This window comes from Sphingobacterium multivorum, from assembly GCF_039511225.1.
Classification (GTDB): domain Bacteria; phylum Bacteroidota; class Bacteroidia; order Sphingobacteriales; family Sphingobacteriaceae; genus Sphingobacterium.
Genome location: NZ_CP154261.1, coordinates 3,805,279 through 3,821,826 on the forward strand (window position 1 = coordinate 3,805,279; position 16,548 = coordinate 3,821,826).

The 16,548-nt window shown below is 38.7% G+C and carries 18 protein-coding genes; 5 read left to right on the forward strand and 13 right to left on the reverse strand.

Annotation, left to right across the window (positions count from 1 at the left end; all coding sequences use genetic code 11):
- Window positions 1-291: 291 nt before the first annotated feature.
- Window positions 292-915 carry a 7-carboxy-7-deazaguanine synthase QueE gene (locus AAH582_RS15985; protein ID WP_046674459.1) on the forward strand — a complete coding sequence of 208 codons (624 nt, stop codon included), beginning with the start codon at window positions 292-294 and terminating at the stop codon, window positions 913-915.
- A 94-nt stretch (window positions 916-1,009) separates the two neighbouring features.
- On the opposite strand, the gene AAH582_RS15990 is transcribed toward AAH582_RS15985, so the two are convergent.
- From AAH582_RS15990 to AAH582_RS16000, 3 genes are all read right to left on the reverse strand, one after another.
- Entirely contained in the window at window positions 1,010-2,257 is a 1,248-nt protein-coding gene (locus AAH582_RS15990; RefSeq protein ID WP_343318624.1) for a hypothetical protein, read from the reverse strand.
- A gap of 135 nt (window positions 2,258-2,392) precedes the next feature.
- Complete coding sequence (locus tag AAH582_RS15995; protein ID WP_084823200.1) at window positions 2,393-3,469, reverse strand: Gfo/Idh/MocA family protein; 1,077 nt, start codon at window positions 3,467-3,469, stop codon at window positions 2,393-2,395.
- 16 nt (window positions 3,470-3,485) lie between these two features.
- On the reverse strand, window positions 3,486-4,076 hold the full coding sequence (locus tag AAH582_RS16000; protein ID WP_343318627.1) for a phosphatase PAP2 family protein: 591 nt from the start codon (window positions 4,074-4,076) through the stop codon (window positions 3,486-3,488).
- 580 nt (window positions 4,077-4,656) lie between these two features.
- Between AAH582_RS16000 and hisG the strand changes: the two genes are divergently transcribed.
- Together hisG and hisD are read left to right on the forward strand one after the other, a co-directional pair.
- Window positions 4,657-5,508 carry an ATP phosphoribosyltransferase gene (gene hisG / locus AAH582_RS16005; RefSeq protein ID WP_046674456.1) on the forward strand — a complete coding sequence of 284 codons (852 nt, stop codon included), beginning with the start codon at window positions 4,657-4,659 and terminating at the stop codon, window positions 5,506-5,508.
- A gap of 21 nt (window positions 5,509-5,529) precedes the next feature.
- Complete coding sequence (hisD, locus tag AAH582_RS16010) at window positions 5,530-6,819, forward strand: histidinol dehydrogenase (protein ID WP_046674455.1); 1,290 nt, start codon at window positions 5,530-5,532, stop codon at window positions 6,817-6,819.
- A gap of 93 nt (window positions 6,820-6,912) precedes the next feature.
- On the opposite strand, the gene AAH582_RS16015 is transcribed toward hisD, so the two are convergent.
- The 3 genes from AAH582_RS16015 to AAH582_RS16025 all read right to left on the reverse strand — a co-directional run bounded on the left by AAH582_RS16015 (window position 6,913) and on the right by AAH582_RS16025 (window position 9,717).
- Complete coding sequence (locus tag AAH582_RS16015; protein ID WP_046674454.1) at window positions 6,913-7,827, reverse strand: YARHG domain-containing protein; 915 nt, start codon at window positions 7,825-7,827, stop codon at window positions 6,913-6,915.
- Window positions 7,824-8,393 (reverse strand): DUF2306 domain-containing protein, encoded by a 570-nt coding sequence (locus AAH582_RS16020; protein WP_343318631.1) that lies wholly within the window; start codon window positions 8,391-8,393, stop codon window positions 7,824-7,826. Before AAH582_RS16020 ends, AAH582_RS16015 begins: the two co-directional genes overlap by 4 nt.
- Before the next feature lie 79 nt (window positions 8,394-8,472).
- A complete protein-coding gene (locus tag AAH582_RS16025; protein ID WP_343318632.1) occupies window positions 8,473-9,717 on the reverse strand; it encodes an ABC transporter permease in 1,245 nt (414 codons plus the stop codon).
- Window positions 9,718-9,902: 185 nt separating this feature from the next.
- Between AAH582_RS16025 and queA the strand changes: the two genes are divergently transcribed.
- Both queA and AAH582_RS16035 read left to right on the forward strand, forming a co-directional pair.
- Window positions 9,903-10,952 carry a tRNA preQ1(34) S-adenosylmethionine ribosyltransferase-isomerase QueA gene (queA, locus tag AAH582_RS16030; protein ID WP_046674451.1) on the forward strand — a complete coding sequence of 350 codons (1,050 nt, stop codon included), beginning with the start codon at window positions 9,903-9,905 and terminating at the stop codon, window positions 10,950-10,952.
- An 83-nt stretch (window positions 10,953-11,035) separates the two neighbouring features.
- Window positions 11,036-11,719: a 2-C-methyl-D-erythritol 4-phosphate cytidylyltransferase gene (locus tag AAH582_RS16035; protein WP_343318634.1), complete on the forward strand. Its 684-nt coding sequence runs from the start codon at window positions 11,036-11,038 to the stop codon at window positions 11,717-11,719.
- A gap of 7 nt (window positions 11,720-11,726) precedes the next feature.
- Here the strand turns inward: AAH582_RS16035 and AAH582_RS16040 are convergent, their stop codons facing one another.
- From AAH582_RS16040 to AAH582_RS16070, 7 genes are all read right to left on the reverse strand, one after another.
- Window positions 11,727-11,882: a lmo0937 family membrane protein gene (locus AAH582_RS16040; protein ID WP_156167667.1), complete on the reverse strand. Its 156-nt coding sequence runs from the start codon at window positions 11,880-11,882 to the stop codon at window positions 11,727-11,729.
- A gap of 79 nt (window positions 11,883-11,961) precedes the next feature.
- Entirely contained in the window at window positions 11,962-12,729 is a 768-nt protein-coding gene (locus AAH582_RS16045) for an MBL fold metallo-hydrolase (RefSeq protein ID WP_046674449.1), read from the reverse strand.
- Window positions 12,726-12,998 (reverse strand): hypothetical protein, encoded by a 273-nt coding sequence (locus AAH582_RS16050; protein WP_046674448.1) that lies wholly within the window; start codon window positions 12,996-12,998, stop codon window positions 12,726-12,728. The genes AAH582_RS16045 and AAH582_RS16050 overlap by 4 nt, the downstream gene beginning before the upstream one ends.
- Window positions 12,999-13,084: 86 nt before the next feature.
- The gene (locus AAH582_RS16055) at window positions 13,085-14,212 is read right to left on the reverse strand and encodes a glycosyltransferase (protein WP_343318637.1); all 1,128 of its coding nucleotides are present in this window, start codon (window positions 14,210-14,212) and stop codon (window positions 13,085-13,087) included.
- 6 nt (window positions 14,213-14,218) lie between these two features.
- Window positions 14,219-15,169 carry a glycosyltransferase family 2 protein gene (locus AAH582_RS16060; RefSeq protein WP_046674669.1) on the reverse strand — a complete coding sequence of 317 codons (951 nt, stop codon included), beginning with the start codon at window positions 15,167-15,169 and terminating at the stop codon, window positions 14,219-14,221.
- Between the two features lie 96 nt (window positions 15,170-15,265).
- The gene (locus tag AAH582_RS16065) at window positions 15,266-15,868 is read right to left on the reverse strand and encodes a DUF4199 domain-containing protein (RefSeq protein ID WP_053003733.1); all 603 of its coding nucleotides are present in this window, start codon (window positions 15,866-15,868) and stop codon (window positions 15,266-15,268) included.
- A 4-nt stretch (window positions 15,869-15,872) separates the two neighbouring features.
- Window positions 15,873-16,547: a hypothetical protein gene (locus AAH582_RS16070; RefSeq protein ID WP_343318639.1), complete on the reverse strand. Its 675-nt coding sequence runs from the start codon at window positions 16,545-16,547 to the stop codon at window positions 15,873-15,875.
- Window position 16,548: the final 1 nt, after the last annotated feature.

The window sequence follows — 16,548 nt, forward strand, 5'->3', positions numbered from 1 at the left end:
TAACAGGGGTATAACAGGGGGTTAGCAGGGGTAAATCCCTACTAACCCCCTGTTATACCCCTACAAAAGGACTGTTGTTTCACTGTTAATAGAAAACATAGTATAGGCCTGATAGCATGGTAGCGGTAAACTATGTGCTTTGTTTAAACATGAACCTAAAAACAAAGGGATAAAAGCAGATTATTACCAGCTACTATATATAAAAAAATGACAGGGCAGCTACTTAAAAGCAACAGGACAAATTGAGCATCTCATTAATATTTGCTACCTTTGCAGACTGAAATTTTAACTATGTCAAATCAAGTACCAGAAGACGGAACACTATTACCCCTAATGGAAGAATTTTACACGATTCAGGGAGAAGGCTACCATACCGGGACTGCTGCTTATTTCATACGATTGGGTGGTTGCGATGTTGGCTGCCATTGGTGCGATGTAAAGGAAAGCTGGGATGCATCTATCCACCCCCTTACAGCCGCAGATTCGATTATCGAAAATGCAAAGAAATATCCGGCAAAAACAGTTGTCATTACGGGTGGCGAACCGCTTATTTATAATTTGGATTACCTAACAAAAGGGCTTCATGAGGCAGGGATTAAAACGTTTATTGAAACCTCTGGTGCATATCCTCTGAGTGGTGAATGGGACTGGATATGTTTATCTCCAAAAAAATTCAAAGCACCACGCAAAGATGTGTTAGAAGCTGCTGGTGAACTTAAAGTTATCGTCTTCAATAAAAGCGATTTCGCTTGGGGAGAAGAATATGCACAACTTGTAGGGCCAAACTGCAGATTATACCTTCAACCTGAATGGTCGAAATCTAAAGAAATGACACCTTCTATTATTGATTACGTAAAAGAAAACCCTAAATGGGATATTTCACTACAAACACATAAGTTTTTAAACATTCCTTAATAGTGAAATGCACGATTAAATAGACACAAAAAAGGCTTTCGACAGTATCGAAAGCCTTTTTTTTATCAATCTATATTAATGTATATCATTTAAATCACTTCACATAGGTTTTTAAAAAAGCGTCGAGGTCTAGCGTCTTCGTTTCTTCACCTTCCTTCTCCCTGACCAGCACATTTCCAGCATTATCAGCATCTAGAAATAATAAGTTCGCCTTTAATAAAATCTTTCCATTTTCATCCAACAATCCAACTTTACCATTTTCAGAGAACATCAAATAATTGTCTAAAAATTTACTGATATTTTCCTTCTTGTCAAGCAGAACTTTTCCTTCCTGTGTAACCAATCCAAAATTACCATCCTTCTGAAAAATAGCAAGTTTTTGATTTGCTGGCGTAAGCCAGTCAAACCCTTCCTTATTTACCTTCCCCCCCTTCTTATCCAACAACCAAAAATAATTATCCTTATCTGAAACAATAGCAGTCTGCTCATTAAAATACGCTAAAGAGAAAAGAGAGCAAGGCAGTACATCTTCTCCCGCCATGTTTTTTATACCATAGTATTCATCATTGGTATCTTTATCCTTGACCATGGTCCATTTAAGTGACTTATCCAATGGGAAAGTATCTTCAAATAAACTCACATCTTCCCCCTCACTCGTATTACCTTCCCCCGAGATATCAATCACCTTTGCATTTTTGGGAAGCTCGAAATCTGCCGCAGAAGATACATTGGTGACTTTCGTTGTTTCAAAACCAAGGTCATTGTTCTCACCCAAAGACAGTTTGAGCACACCTCCAGGCAAATCATTGATAAATGAAAATGCCGTCAAATAATAAGTAGGCACCGCTTCCGAATACCATACCGTTGCTACTGCGGAATCGGCATGGTTTTTTATCAATAACTTTGCTTTCTTACAGGTAATTCCCGCGATCGATTCGATCTCGCCCATGTCCTGCAACTGAACATAAGGACCTTCCGACTCCCCTAACTTCGCACTGACAATCTTATAGGCCGGATTGTATGCTTCGGCAGTAACAATATCATCGCCGACCGAATACGAATATGTTTTTGCTAATTTTCGATTTAAAATAGCATGTGCTTTTTGATTCACGACAGTGGAAGAATAATCGGCATCAGTTAAAATTTCCACATTCCGATAAGCCATTTTTCCTTTCAAAAATGGCTCATAAAACTCTTTTGCAAATTCCGGAACTTCATTTTCAAATTTTTCAGGTGAAACTTCACCTTTAAACACCAACTCCATCTGCCATTGCTTATCTTGCGCATAAGTTGTCGAAATTGATAATCCAAATAATAGTGCAACGCTGAGTAAATTATTCATAAGAATGATAAATATGTAGCTAAATAACAAAAGACAGACCAAAAAGCCTATCTTTTGCTCTATTTTTTTATTTATTTACTTTTTTCTCTTCATATTTCCATAAAATGTAAAAACGTGATCGCTAATCAAAATAAACTACAATTTTATCATCTGCCCAGTTTTCACCGCTTCGTCACATGCCAAAGCAATCCGTAGACTATTAACGGCATCTTCCATCGAATCAGAAAGGTCCAAATTATCTACAATCGCCTGCAGAAAGAATAACTGCTCCCGATTACATAATTCTTGATGATCAGGCTCATCGGATAAGTTGACCCACTCATCGACCTTCGTAAATTCGTTTGCCGAATCTAAATCGGCGTAATGTACGCGAAGGCTTTCTGTTTGTGTATGGGATGCTACCGAATCCGATTTACCTTCATCGCTTGCTTTGTTTGCGACAATGGAAACGGCGCCCTTAGGTCCAAAAACGTCCTTTACAAAAAAAGCGTTCTGACTAATCATTGGTCCCCATCCGGCTTCATACCATCCTACGGACCCATCTTCAAAATGCAGTTGCAATTGTCCGTAGTTGTAGTTCCAGGCAGGAATCTCATCGGTTAACCGTGCACCTATTGCAGATACATACAATGGCTTAGCCCCCACCATTTGACACATGACATCAATATAATGAACTCCGCAGTCAACAATGGGACTTAAACTAGACATTAGATTTTTATGCACATCCCACATATACCCATGGCTCTGTTGATTCAGGTTCATACGCATAACAAGCGGCTTTCCCATTGTTTTGGATATTTCAATAAATTTGACCCAGGAGGGATGATACCTCAAAATATATCCAACAACCAGTTTTTTATCGTATTGCACCGCTGCATCGACGACTTCCTGCGCCGAAATCACGTCTTCAGCTAAAGGCTTTTCAATAAAAACATGAGCGCCAGCCTGAAAGGCTTTTATAGCATACGCTTTATGTGTATCTGGATAGGTCGCAATACAAACGGCATCCGGTTTCGTTTCCTGAAGTGCATCCTCATAAGATTCAAACAGTTTATAGTTACCTCCCAATTGCTCATTCAGTTTACTTTTGCTCTCCCCGCGAGCTACTAAACCCACAATTTGAAACCCATCTAAATCGTGATATGCCTTCGCATGAGATGCGCCCATATTTCCACATCCAACAACCAATATTTTAATAACCTGTTGCATCATTTCTTCTATTTCTATATTATTTCTTTAATCCATCCAACGCAAATGCTGCTCCTGTCCCCAATGCAGCACCTGTTAACACATCGGAGGGAAAATGTACGCCCAAATACATCCTTGAATATCCCACGCTACTCGCCCATAAAAGTGATGGCGCAACGACGTACCACTTCGAGTAGGCTCGAGACAAAGCAGAAGCCGTAGCAAAAGCAGATGACGTATGACCAGAGGGAAAGGAATACCCACCGGCTGTACGAACCGATATGAAATTAGGATATTTTTTAAATGGCCTACTTCGCTTAAAGATATGTTTTAAACCAACATTCACTAGCGCTGTTACAGCCGTACTACTAGCAACATACAGGGCATTCTGACGCATTGCCTTATCATCGTTGACCGCACCGGCAACCAGTAAACCGACAGGAACGGCTATCTGAACATAGTTATTGATATCAGAAAGCACTTTAAATGTTTGTGTTTGTGGCGCTGTCCTAGTCTCAGCTATGGACTCCAATATCCGGATATCTAACGTAGACGCTGGACTTTCTTGTCCTAGAACAGGGCCATAAAGACAGTTAATCCAACAAATAAAAATAAAAGCTAATCTTTTCATCTGACAAATAATTGATCTAATTTACAATTCCCTTGAATTAGGTACCATTAAACACACTACTCCAATTTATTAAACAACAACTTTCTCCCCCCACTATTGTCACTTTTATCCGCTATTAACTTAATAAGTCACCCCCCAATCCTTAAAAATAAGGAAATTTATGAGAGTTGTCACCCTATAAAGAAACATTTCGATTGGACAAAATTTCACAGCTCGCTATTGAAGTAATTCAAACAGCCTACTATAGGATAGGAAATCAGCATTGTCTTTTGTCTAAATTATGGTGTATTCCCCAATCAATGGCCTAGTTTTTACAATTTTTTCAAGAAAATTGAATTCATTTCAACAACAAGTCCATTAGAATAAGAATTTTAAAATGATAGTCTTGCATTTCCCATTAATTTACTATACATTTGCTTGCAGTTATTAATACAAACATGGTTTATACCTACGTACATCATTTTCATTTGCATCATCGCCATTGTGGCGATATGTTAATTTAATGTGTTCTTACGTAGAATACCTTCCCTCTTGTTTGATTTCTTATTATTAATAATTTACTGCTAACATTTATAAAGCGTTGAAAAATCTTAAAATTGCTATCCAAAAATCGGGTAGGTTAAACGAAAAATCTGTTCAATTACTGAAAAATTGTGGTTTAGACTTTGAGAACTACAAAAGCTCTTTAATCACCACGGTTGGGAATTTCCCACTGGAAATATTATTTCTGAGAGATGATGATATTCCGGGATATGTGGAACAAGGTATAGCCGACCTGGGCATCGTCGGTGAAAACATCATTGATGAGACCGAATCCAAAGTAGAATACATCAAACGACTTGGTTTTGGAAAATGTACATTGAAACTGGCTATTCCCAAAGATAGTACCATCCAAGACATTAAAGACCTTAACGGCAAAGCAATCGCAACCTCTTATCCAAATATCCTAAAGAATTTTCTAGACGAGTATAAGATCAATGCAGACATCCGTTTGATATCCGGATCAGTTGAGATTTCACCTGGTTTGGGTCTTAGTGATGCGATCTGTGATATCGTATCGACCGGTGGAACACTAAAAAGCAATGGTTTGAAACCCTTTGCTGATGTCAAAAATTCAGAAGCCATATTGGTCGGAAGAAAAGGATTAGAAGGCAATGAAGTTTTGGCGGAATTAGTGCAACGAATCGAATCTGTTCTTTTAGCAAAAGAAACTAAATATGTTGTATTGAATGTCGAAAAGAAAAATTTGCCTGCCATTACTTCTTTATTGCACGGTGTTAAGAGCCCTACGGTTGTTCCGCTGGCAGAAGAAGGTTGGGTAGCCGTACACACCGTTATCACTGAAGATGACTTTTGGGATAAGATCAATAAGTTAAAAGCTGAAGGTGCCCAAGGTATCGTTGTGATGCCAATTGAAAAAATCATTCTTTAAACTTGATGCACGTATACAACCATGTTAAAAAAATATGATTACAAAACGTTAGGGAAAACCGAAATCCAGCAACTGGTAGCCAGGAATACGGACCCAAACAATGCAATACAAGAGGTTGTCCAGGAAATTATCCAACAAGTACGCCAACAAGGTGATATCGTATTACGCGAATATGCTGCCAAATTTGATAAAGTTGAACTTGACAGATTATATTTAGACGAGGAAGATATAGACGCATTGGCGTCTACCATAGGCCGTGATCAACAGAGAGCACTCGAAATCGCTTTTCAAAATATCCATAAATTCCATAGTACACAGCTAAAAAGAGAGCGTACGGTGGAAACCATGCCCGGTGTAAAATGCTGGCGAGAAGTCCGTCCGATTGAAAAAGTTGGACTTTATATCCCTGGCGGATCAGCGGTGTTACCAAGCACGCTTTTAATGCTGGGTGTACCGGCAAGGATAGCTGGATGCAAAGAGATCGTCGTCTGTTCTCCACCTCAATCCAATGGAAAAATCAATGGCTTTGTCGCTTTTTGTTTAAAATTACTTAAGATAAACAGAATATACTTAGTTGGAGGTGCTCAGGCTGTTGCAGCGATGGGTTTTGGAACGGAGACCATACCAAAAGTGGATAAGATCTTTGGCCCGGGCAATCAGTTTGTCACAAAAGCAAAATCCATCATACAGGGGCTAGCAAATGTCAGTATTGATATGCCTGCAGGACCATCCGAAGTGCTGGTCGTCGCGGATGAATCGGCAAGTCCAGCATTTGTGGCAGCAGATCTTTTGGCACAGGCTGAACATGGAGCCGACAGTCAAGCAGTCCTGGTTGCAACATCCAATGCGCTAGTTGATGCAGTCAACACAGCCCTTGTAGCCCAGTTAGCGGTTTTGCCACGCAAGGAGCTCGCTTCAAAAGCGATTGAAAATTCCTATGCAGTAACTGTTGAGACGCTTCAGGAGGCCATACAGTTTTCAAACGATTATGCGCCAGAACACCTTATTTTGGAGACGGACCAATGGGAATCCTTAACACGCTATATCAGTAATGCTGGTTCTGTTTTTTTAGGACACTTAACACCTGAAAGCGCAGGGGATTATGCCTCAGGTACAAATCACACACTACCGACATCAGGTTATGCACGCTCCTATTCAGGCGTATCGGTAGATTCTTTTGTTAAAAAAGTTACCTTTCAACATATAAACGAAACCGGACTTCAACAAATCGGATCAGTGGTTGAAATACTCGCTGAACTCGAGGGACTACAGGCGCATAAAAATGCGATTTCCATTCGGAAGAAAGGATAAAAATCCCTATTGAAAACACAAAAAAGGCTTTACAATGTAAAGCCTTTTTTGTGTGATTGATCGCATAAATATTGTCTCGTAATGCTAACTGGATTATCTTCCAAAGGTGTCATAATTATCTGTTGCATATTTTTCAAACCTAGTCAACAAAGCTATATTATCTTTTTCCAGTTGGCTTAAGTCTGCACTCACATCTTTTGAAATAGGTACATACCAATCTACAGGTTCAAAAAATTGGCGAATGCTGGGTTTGGTAAACGCATAGCCATGTCGTGCGAAAATGGTATTCCGAATAATCTCCAAATCTAATTTCTTGAGGTTTTTCAGATCTTTCTCTGTCAACTTTTGCTTAGACGCATTCACTGTAAAGACTGCAGGAGATGCAGACCTATAATATTGTATAATGTATGTATACGTTGAATCACCATCCACGTCAGTTTCCTCTTTTCTTTTTTCATTAATCCAGTCAACCAAGGTCCCCTCCTCTCCATCCTGATTTTTAAGCATCAGATTTGGATTATAGGCGAATTGTTTTTTCAACAATTTAAAGTTTCGCTTTTTGATCTTTACGCCCTGGTCATACGCGGACCAGTTACCAATTAGCGTGTCATGATTAAGCTTAATTTCAAAACGCCCGTCGGATTTTCTGTCTCCAGGTTCATCCAATAATAAGCGAATATCAGCACCGTTTTCTTCCAACTTCCCCACAAAAGAGCGCAGATTCCCCTTTACAACATTCTGTCCATAAACAGCTCCTTTATCGGTAATTTTCTTTATCGTCAGATTTATCTTCGGAGCATAATCCGTTGTTGGCAAGCCCTCGTCTTCTCCAAGTGTACTTTCATCAACAACAAAGTCGCCGACCCAATTACCATAAAGTTCCTGATGTGCCTCACGGTCGATAATAACACTGTCTTTCCTTTCAGCTGCTTCATTCTTTTTACTTTTCCCATCCTTACAACCAAGGACTGCTCCAAGCAATAACAGTAAACAAAGATTTTTCTTCATAATTTATGATTTTTTTGATAAATAATAAATTCTGCCAGCAATAAATTAGGTATCCATCCCAACCACGCAATAATTTGATAAACATCCATGGGGTTGGGCTGAAACAAATATACCAAGGCAACCTTCCAAAAACGTAGAGTCAGTGCCGAACAGGTTAATGCAAAACTACGTATCATAAAATCACGGTGTTTATCAAATTTTCGTTGACTGGCCAAACGAACCGCTCGCCAGGTAAAATAAAACCATCCAAGCCCCAATAATTCAAAAGCAACAATAGCTGTCAACCCGCCATTTGCAACGGATCCAATAAACAAACCTGAAGGAGCGGCAAAAACCAAAATGGCGAATACATATAAATACCCGATACTTCGATGGACCCGCGGATATTTATTCAATAGATAAGTATTAAACTGCGTAAAGCCGGCAGGTAAGGCAAAGATAGCCGTGCAAACATGGATATAAAACACGTAGCGATACCACCAAAGTGATTCTATTTCGGTCTGCTTAATCATCAAGAAATTAGCATCGAGAGAGAAGCCGCGATAGCGAAAAGTAATTTCAGCCATCAACAGGCAGCTGTAAGCAAAGATTAAAAGCCAAAATCCATGTAATATCGAAAATTGAGCCCTTTTAAACATACCTTTTTTATTTACTCCGAATCGCTTCTACCGGATCCAATCGAGAAGCCATCAAAGCTGGAACAATCCCTGATATTAACCCAATAAAAGTAGAAAGTGAAACAGTAAGCATTACCATTTTCAAACTGACCACAATAGCAACGCCAGTCGCAGCTTGTACCACAAAAGCCAAAAAATAGACGACAACGAGACCAATCCCTCCACCCAACAAACAAAGTACAATAGACTCTACTAAAAATTGTGAAAGAATAAAGAAATCTTTAGCTCCTAGCGCTTTCTGAATTCCGATGATATGTGTACGTTCTTTGACACTTACAAACATGATATTCGCAATACCAAAACCGCCGACTAAAATTGAAAAAATACCAATTGAAAAACCCGCCAAATTAATGATACCAAAAAGTTGATCCAATGCACCTGTGATCATTGTTGTCTGGTTAATGGAGAAATTTTCCTCCCGTTGTGGTGATATACGACGAATTGACCGCATAAGTGTCTTCGCTTCGCTCTCAGCCTCGCCAAGCGTGTAGTTTGATTTAATAACCATCGCTATACTTGGTGAGAAATTATCATAGTTGACCAAATTTCTCGCCAGCTCGAAAGGAATAAAGGCTGTATCATCCGGAGAGGTATTAATCAATACACCATTTCCTTCTTTCTTTAATACACCAATGACCTGAATTTTTCGGCCTAACATATTGATATATTTGCCAACAGGCTCCTCATTCGGAAAAAGCCCCTCTGCAATATTTGCTCCCAATACAGTCACAAGGGCTCCTCCCCTCGACTCACTTTCAGCAAAGTAACGACCATCTACAATATTCAAATTTTGAATGTAAAGATTTTCGTAAGTCGCAGCATTAACCGATGAGCCTTGGGCCGAATTATTTTTATATTTTATAGTCGTATTGCCGATATTGATCATATACGCCATATACTCGGCCGTCGTCATCCGACTTTTTAAATCCAGGTAATTATTGTATGTGGGCTCAGGTCTATTCAAGTATTTCCACCAAGGGAAATTTGGGCCGCCATCCCAGGGCCATTTTTCGATATAGAGTGTTTTACTGCCAATCTTCTTGACTGATTCCTCTATATTATTTCTTAGGGTATCTACCGCAGAAAATACACCAATAATCGTAAAAATACCGATGGTAACACCTAGCAACGATAGTAGGGTGCGTGTACGATTGTCTTTTAATGCCGAAAAAGCAAACTGACAACTCTCCAATATCAATCTAAAAAATAGCATAATTGTATTCTAAAATACAATATAGTTTTGATTTAATGTCAAAATCCCCAAAAATATATACATTAATTAGAAATATGGCCTCTCTATACCCGAAAAAGTTATAACTTTGTATGCTTTTGGCAGCCTGGTATTCGGTGCACTGTAATGCACTGAAAGGCAGATATTAATATATACTATTATTAAAGATGAAGTTATCACAATTTAAATTCAACTTACCAGAATCATTACTTGCTTCTGAACCTTCTGAAAATCGTGACGAATCACGCTTGATGGTCTTACACAGAGATACTGGTAAAATTGAACACAAAATTTTCAAAGATGTATTGGATTATTTCGATGACAAAGATGTCATGATCTTAAACAATACTAAAGTTTTTCCAGCGCGCCTTTACGGAAATAAAGAAAAAACTGGAGCGACGATTGAAGTTTTCTTGTTGCGTGAATTGAACAATGAACTTCGTCTTTGGGATGTATTGGTAGACCCTGCGCGTAAAATCCGTGTAGGCAACAAATTATATTTCGGTGATGATGATTTATTGGTTGCCGAAGTGGTCGACAATACAACTTCTCGTGGCCGTACAATTAGATTTTTATTTGACGGTACCGATGAAGAGTTCCGCCGTAATATCGAAATCTTAGGTGAAACTCCGCTTCCTAAATATATCAAGCGTAAAGCTACACCGGAAGATAAATTCCGTTATCAAACGATCTATGCAAAAAATGAAGGGGCTGTCGCTGCACCTACAGCGGGACTTCACTTCTCCAGAGAGTTAATGAAACGCCTGGAACTAAAAGGTGTTGATTTTGCAGAGGTTACTCTTCACGTTGGCCTTGGAACTTTCCGTACCGTTGAAGTCGAAGATTTAACCAAACATAAGATGGATTCCGAACAGTTTATCATCACGGATGAAGCTGCACGCGTTGTCAATAGAGCGATCGACAATAAACGTCGTGTGTGTGCCGTGGGAACGACTTCCATGCGCGCGATAGAATCTTCAGTTTCTGCAGACCACCACTTAAAAGCGGCATCGGACTGGACCAGTAAGTTCATCTATCCTCCTTACGATTTCAGTATTGCAAACTCGATGATTACAAACTTCCACACGCCAGAATCTACACTTTTAGTGATGATTGCTGCTTTCGCTGGTTACGAAAACGTCATGAATGCATACGAAGTTGCTGTAAAAGAAAAATATAGATTTTATAGCTATGGCGATGCCATGTTAATTATCTAACGATCTGATATAATAAAAACTAAAAGCGTGGATGGCCTCATAACTATCCACGTTTTTTTTAAATAAAATCTTTCAATAATACCATGAACTTTGTCATAATCGTTGCTGCAGGAACCGGAAACAGGATGAAGAGCGACTTTCCAAAGCAATTTCTTAACTTGAATGGACTGCCGATCGTGATGCATACTATTGATCGCTTTTCGCAGTCCAACACCATTTCAGAAGTTATATTGGTGATCAGTGAAGCAATGGAAAGCTATTGGAACGAATTATGTGTAAAGTATCAATTTGACAGCCCAATACATGTTACATTTGGCGGAAGAACTCGTTTTGAAAGTGTAAAGAACGGTATAGATTACATTAAACAAAACTTCGACATTGGCCCCAAAGATTATATTGCCGTACACGATGGAGCCCGTCCAATTATTTCAGACGAGTTAATTAGAAAGGCTTTTCAGGGAGCTTACGAACATCAGGCAATTGTATTGGCACAAAAGAGTGTCGAATCGGTGCGTTTAGGCGATATGTCCACAAATACCGCCGCAGATAGAAATCAGATTTGGTTAATACAAACGCCGCAAGTCTTCCTTGGCAAACTGTTATTAAAATCCTATCAACAAGATGAGGATCCCCTCTTTACCGATGATGCTTCCGTGGTAGAAAAAACGGGCAAAAATATTCATATTGTTGAAGGTGATTCCAGGAATATAAAAATCACCTATCCCCAAGACTTACAAATTGCCCAACTTTATTTGAAACTAATTTAAATGGATTTTAAGCATTGCCCCGAATGACACGTAACAATACCACGATAATTGCGATCACTAAAAGAATGTGGATGATATTATTCCCAGCCGCATAACCTCCAAAAAAACTAATCGCCCAGATGATAACCAAAACAACGGCGATGATGTACAATAGATTTCCCATTTTCTTATAATTTTAATACCTTATTTTATTTTTATAGGTATAACAACGAAAAAAGGACTATAGTTTTAGATTTAAGAGATTAGGATATATCCAACTGCAATCTATCATAGGCGAGAAACATATTTTCAGGCAGTTCCTTGGAAACAACCTCATGCAGGCCCATTCGATGCCCAATATGCGTAAAATAGGTTTTGTCGGCATGAATATCATAGGCAAATTCAATCGCCTCTTCCAAGGTTAAGTGTGAAATATGGGATTCCTTCTGTAAAGCATTTACAACAAGAATCTTTACTCCTTCCAATAATTTTCTTGATTCGTCAGAAATGAATTTGGCATCGGTAATATAGGCGAAATCTCCAATTCGAAAGCCCAACACAGGCATTTTATAATGCAGAACCTCGATAGGCATAATTTCCTTTCCGAATAAAGGCAATGGCACACCGGCCTTTATCTCTTCCAAGTCCAGCCTAGGGGCTCCTGGGTATTTAACTTCCGTAAATGCATAATAAAATTCACGCCTTAGCGCTTCGTGAAGTGCTTCGGTGCCGTAAATTGAAATAGAACTATGCTGCTGATAATTAAAAGCTCTGACATCGTCCAGTCCGGCAATATGATCTTTATGTGAATGCGTCATTAATACGGCGTCCAAATGCATAACTTTCTCGCGAAGCATCTGGTATCTAAAATCAGGACCAGTATCGACAACCAATGTCCGCTGATTATATTCAATAAGAATAGAAGAACGTAATCTCTTGTCACGTTTGTCTTCAGACTGACAGACCTGACATTGGCACGCTATAACAGGTACGCCTTGTGATGTTCCGGTTCCTAAAAATGTTATTCTCAAGCTACAATTTTTGATTTCAACACATCTTCATACAGTGGAAGAAGTTTTTCAGAAATAGCCTCCGGATCAATCTCAATATCCAGCAATATGTTCCACAACGACTGGATTTTTATTTCAAGATTCGAAAACTTATTGACTACTACAACTTTTGTTGTCTGCAACATACAGGCACCCGTACGAAAAGAGCCCTTCTCGTACCTCACTTTATACCCCTGCTCTTTGAAAAACTCCTCTATCTTCGCTAAACTGCTTTGTGTAAACGGTAACAAAATCGCTCCTCCTTTTAAATTTCTACCTCAGTCTCCCAAACTTAGATAAATTTGATTTTATATACAAATAAAATCACGACAGTCAATCAATCAGCCAACTTAAGGAGTTCATTGCCAAAAGTATCCCAGCTATATTTCTTTTTCTCGTCAATAATATTTGTTCTAAATTGTTCTTCTTTATCGTGATGGTAAAATGAAAAAATGCCGTCGGCTATTTGGCGGGCATCAGGTTCCACCACATAACCGACATAGCCATCTTGAACTAATTCGGGCAATCCACCGACGTTACTGACAATCATCGGTAAATCAAAATGATAAGCAACCTGTGTAATTCCACTCTGCGTAGCACTACGATAGGGCAACACCACACAATCTGCAGCTGAAAAATACCGGCCAACTTCCTGATTAGGAATAAAATCAGTATGCATAAAAATAAACTCTTCCAGTTTATACTTTTTTATAAGATCCAAATAAGGGACTGGATCACCATAAAATTCACCCGCCAGCAACAATTTCACCCCAAGGGCACGTATTCTGGAATCAGCCAGTGCCTCCAAGAGGATATCCAAACCCTTGTATTGACGAATAAAACCAAAAAACAATACGACTTTATCCCCCTCGGCAATCTTAAGTAAACGACGTGCTTCCTTTTTACTCTGATGTACACCATAATTATCATAGAGTGGATGCGGCGTATATACCGCTGGCATTTGAGGGCTTAACATTTTCAGATCTGCCAGCACACTTTTACTCATGGTGAGACAGGCATCAACAGACTTTAAAAAATAACGAATCAACAAGCTATCCCCTATCCGTTGTTCATGAGGAATTATATTATCAGCGATGCATACAATTTTAGTATGTTTATTTTTTCGAACTTGTCGTTGAATTGTTCCTAGACAAGGTCCAAAAAATGGCATCCAAAACCGCACAATAAGCAAATCATAATTTGCCTTTTTTAGTTCTTTACCAACCTTAATCCAATTAAATGGATTAATTGAATTGACCGTGGTCTTAATATGAAGGCCAGTTGGTGCTGGCTCATCCGAATATTGTGACTTTCCGGGAAAAAGGAAATTAGGATACTGTAGGCTAAAAGAATAGATGTCCACCTCATGCCCTACCTCCTGAAGGTGAACTGCCAATCGTTCATTAAAAGACGCTATCCCACCTCCTCTTAAAGGATAGGCGGATCCTAAAATCACAATTCGCATATTATTTTAAATGACCTTCTCAATTTGATAATCATTCCGGTCGGAGCTACTTCTTGACACTAACTCCGCTAAAAACCCCGTCAGAAATAATTGTGTCCCCAAAATAATCGCCGTCAGCGCAAAGAAAAATAAAGGTTGGTCGGTTATATCTCTAAATGGTGTACCGCTAGCGATACTCATCAGTTTGTGGCAAATCAGATAGATAGAGATAAATAAACCCGCAAGAAAACTGATCACGCCCATAACACCAAAAAAGTGCATCGGCCTTTTCGAAAATTTCCCGACAAAAAATATGGATAATAAATCCAAGAAACCTTTTACAAAACGGCCCGGTCCAAATTTGGTTGTACCGTATTTACGTGGGTAATGCTGTACAACCTGTTCCTGTATATTGGTAAATCCAGCCCATTTCGCAATAACGGGTATATAACGATGCATCTCGCCATAAACCTCGATGTTTTTAACAACATCTTTTTTATACGCTTTAAGACCGCAATTAAAATCATGCAGGTTATAAATTCCAGACATAGACCTTGTCACCCCATTGAATAATTTGGTTGGGATTGTTTTGGTCAATGGATCATAGCGCTTTTGCTTCCAACCCGATACTAAATCTGCTCCCTTGTTTACGATCCGGTCATAGAGCTCAGGAATCTCATCTGGACTATCCTGTAGATCCGCATCCATTGTAATAACTACATCGCCCTGAGCCGCAGCAAAGCCCACATTTAAAGCCGCAGATTTTCCGTAATTGCGTCGGAACTTTATCGCAGAAATATTCGTATTCTTTAACTTCAACTCTTCAATAACCTTCCAGGAATTATCTTTGCTCCCATCATCAACTAAAATAATCTCATAGGAAAAATGATTGGCCGCCATGACACGGTCGATCCAAGCTGTCAATTCGGGTAAGGATTCTTCTTCATTAAATAAAGGAACAACAACAGAAATATCCATGTGAATGTTAATCATGCTAAAATGTAGTATTATAATACCAACAAAGGTATTACTTTTTCAGTAATACCTTATAGGGTCGAATTATTTTATTAAACACTAATTGGTCTCTTGTTTAATCACCAATTTCTCTCGTTTTGTCAAGGCTGATAACAGTAATGCAAAAACAAATTGAAACATCAGCGTGATAGCCAACCCTTTGAACACCTGTCCTAGGGTTATCTTTCCAATAGCATCAACTTGCTTTTCAAGTTCTGCGATTTTTGAATCGATAACCTCATCCGGCACATTGTTCTTTTCCATATACTCAATTGTAACATTAATTGTATGTGTCACCACCTTTTCCTGTAAGGTTGGATTAATGAAATTTACATAGAGTTGTGTTCCAATTGTCGAAATAATAGTAGAAATAGCAAGCATCATAAATATGGATTTTAATGCTATAGAAAAATTCCAGTATCCGCCATTTGCTTTCCTAAGCGAGAATGCAAAGAGCGCTGAAATAATAACAAAAAGACCCGTATTAACAATAAATGACATCGACATTACCCCCCAAAAGGAATTTAAGTCTTTGACAACAAACAAGACGACTAATCCGAGAATAAAAGAAATTATTCCCAGGATAACACCGTAGATAATACTTTTCTTTTTGTCAATTACCGCATCAAATCCTACATTACTTTGGTTGATTGAATCTGCCATAAAATTATTTGTTATAGTACGTACTAATTATTTGGTAAAGTGCAATATCAAATGCCTTATTGGAAGACGCTTCTGCATACTCGTCAAATTGTTTTTCAGATGGTTTCAACTCGCTAAAGAAGCTCATAATAGGATAGAAAAGTTCGTAGACTTCACTTCTCGGATTTAATCCTTTTCCTACTTTTGCAATTTCAGCATACGGGCTATCTACTACAATTTGATTGGCAATGATATCTTCATAAATTTCATGCTCATCCTGAAATTCATCTTCATCAACTAATAAAAATTCCTTTAGGAAGTCATCCAATTCAGGTTCAATCTCATCGTCCTTGCATTCTCCTAAATAAAGAAAAATATTCAACAATTCTGTTCCCCTATCTATAGTTTCATCTTCTATAGCCTCCCATTCCTCGGAATCCAAATAGTCATCTTCAAGCTTTAAAACATCATTGGAAAAAAAGTTCATGAGTAAAAGGTCTACATAAACCTCACGCAACTCATCAAAAAGTGGATAATCATCAAAAGATTGATCCAACAGTTCTAATTTCTCTAGATAGCTTGCTTCCGTATTGAATACGCCTATAATCTTTTGAAGAAACTCCGGGGCAGTCGAGATCCCATCAACCTTGCCATAATTTAATATACCTGCCTCAACGGCTGCTTTAATATTTGCTTCCATG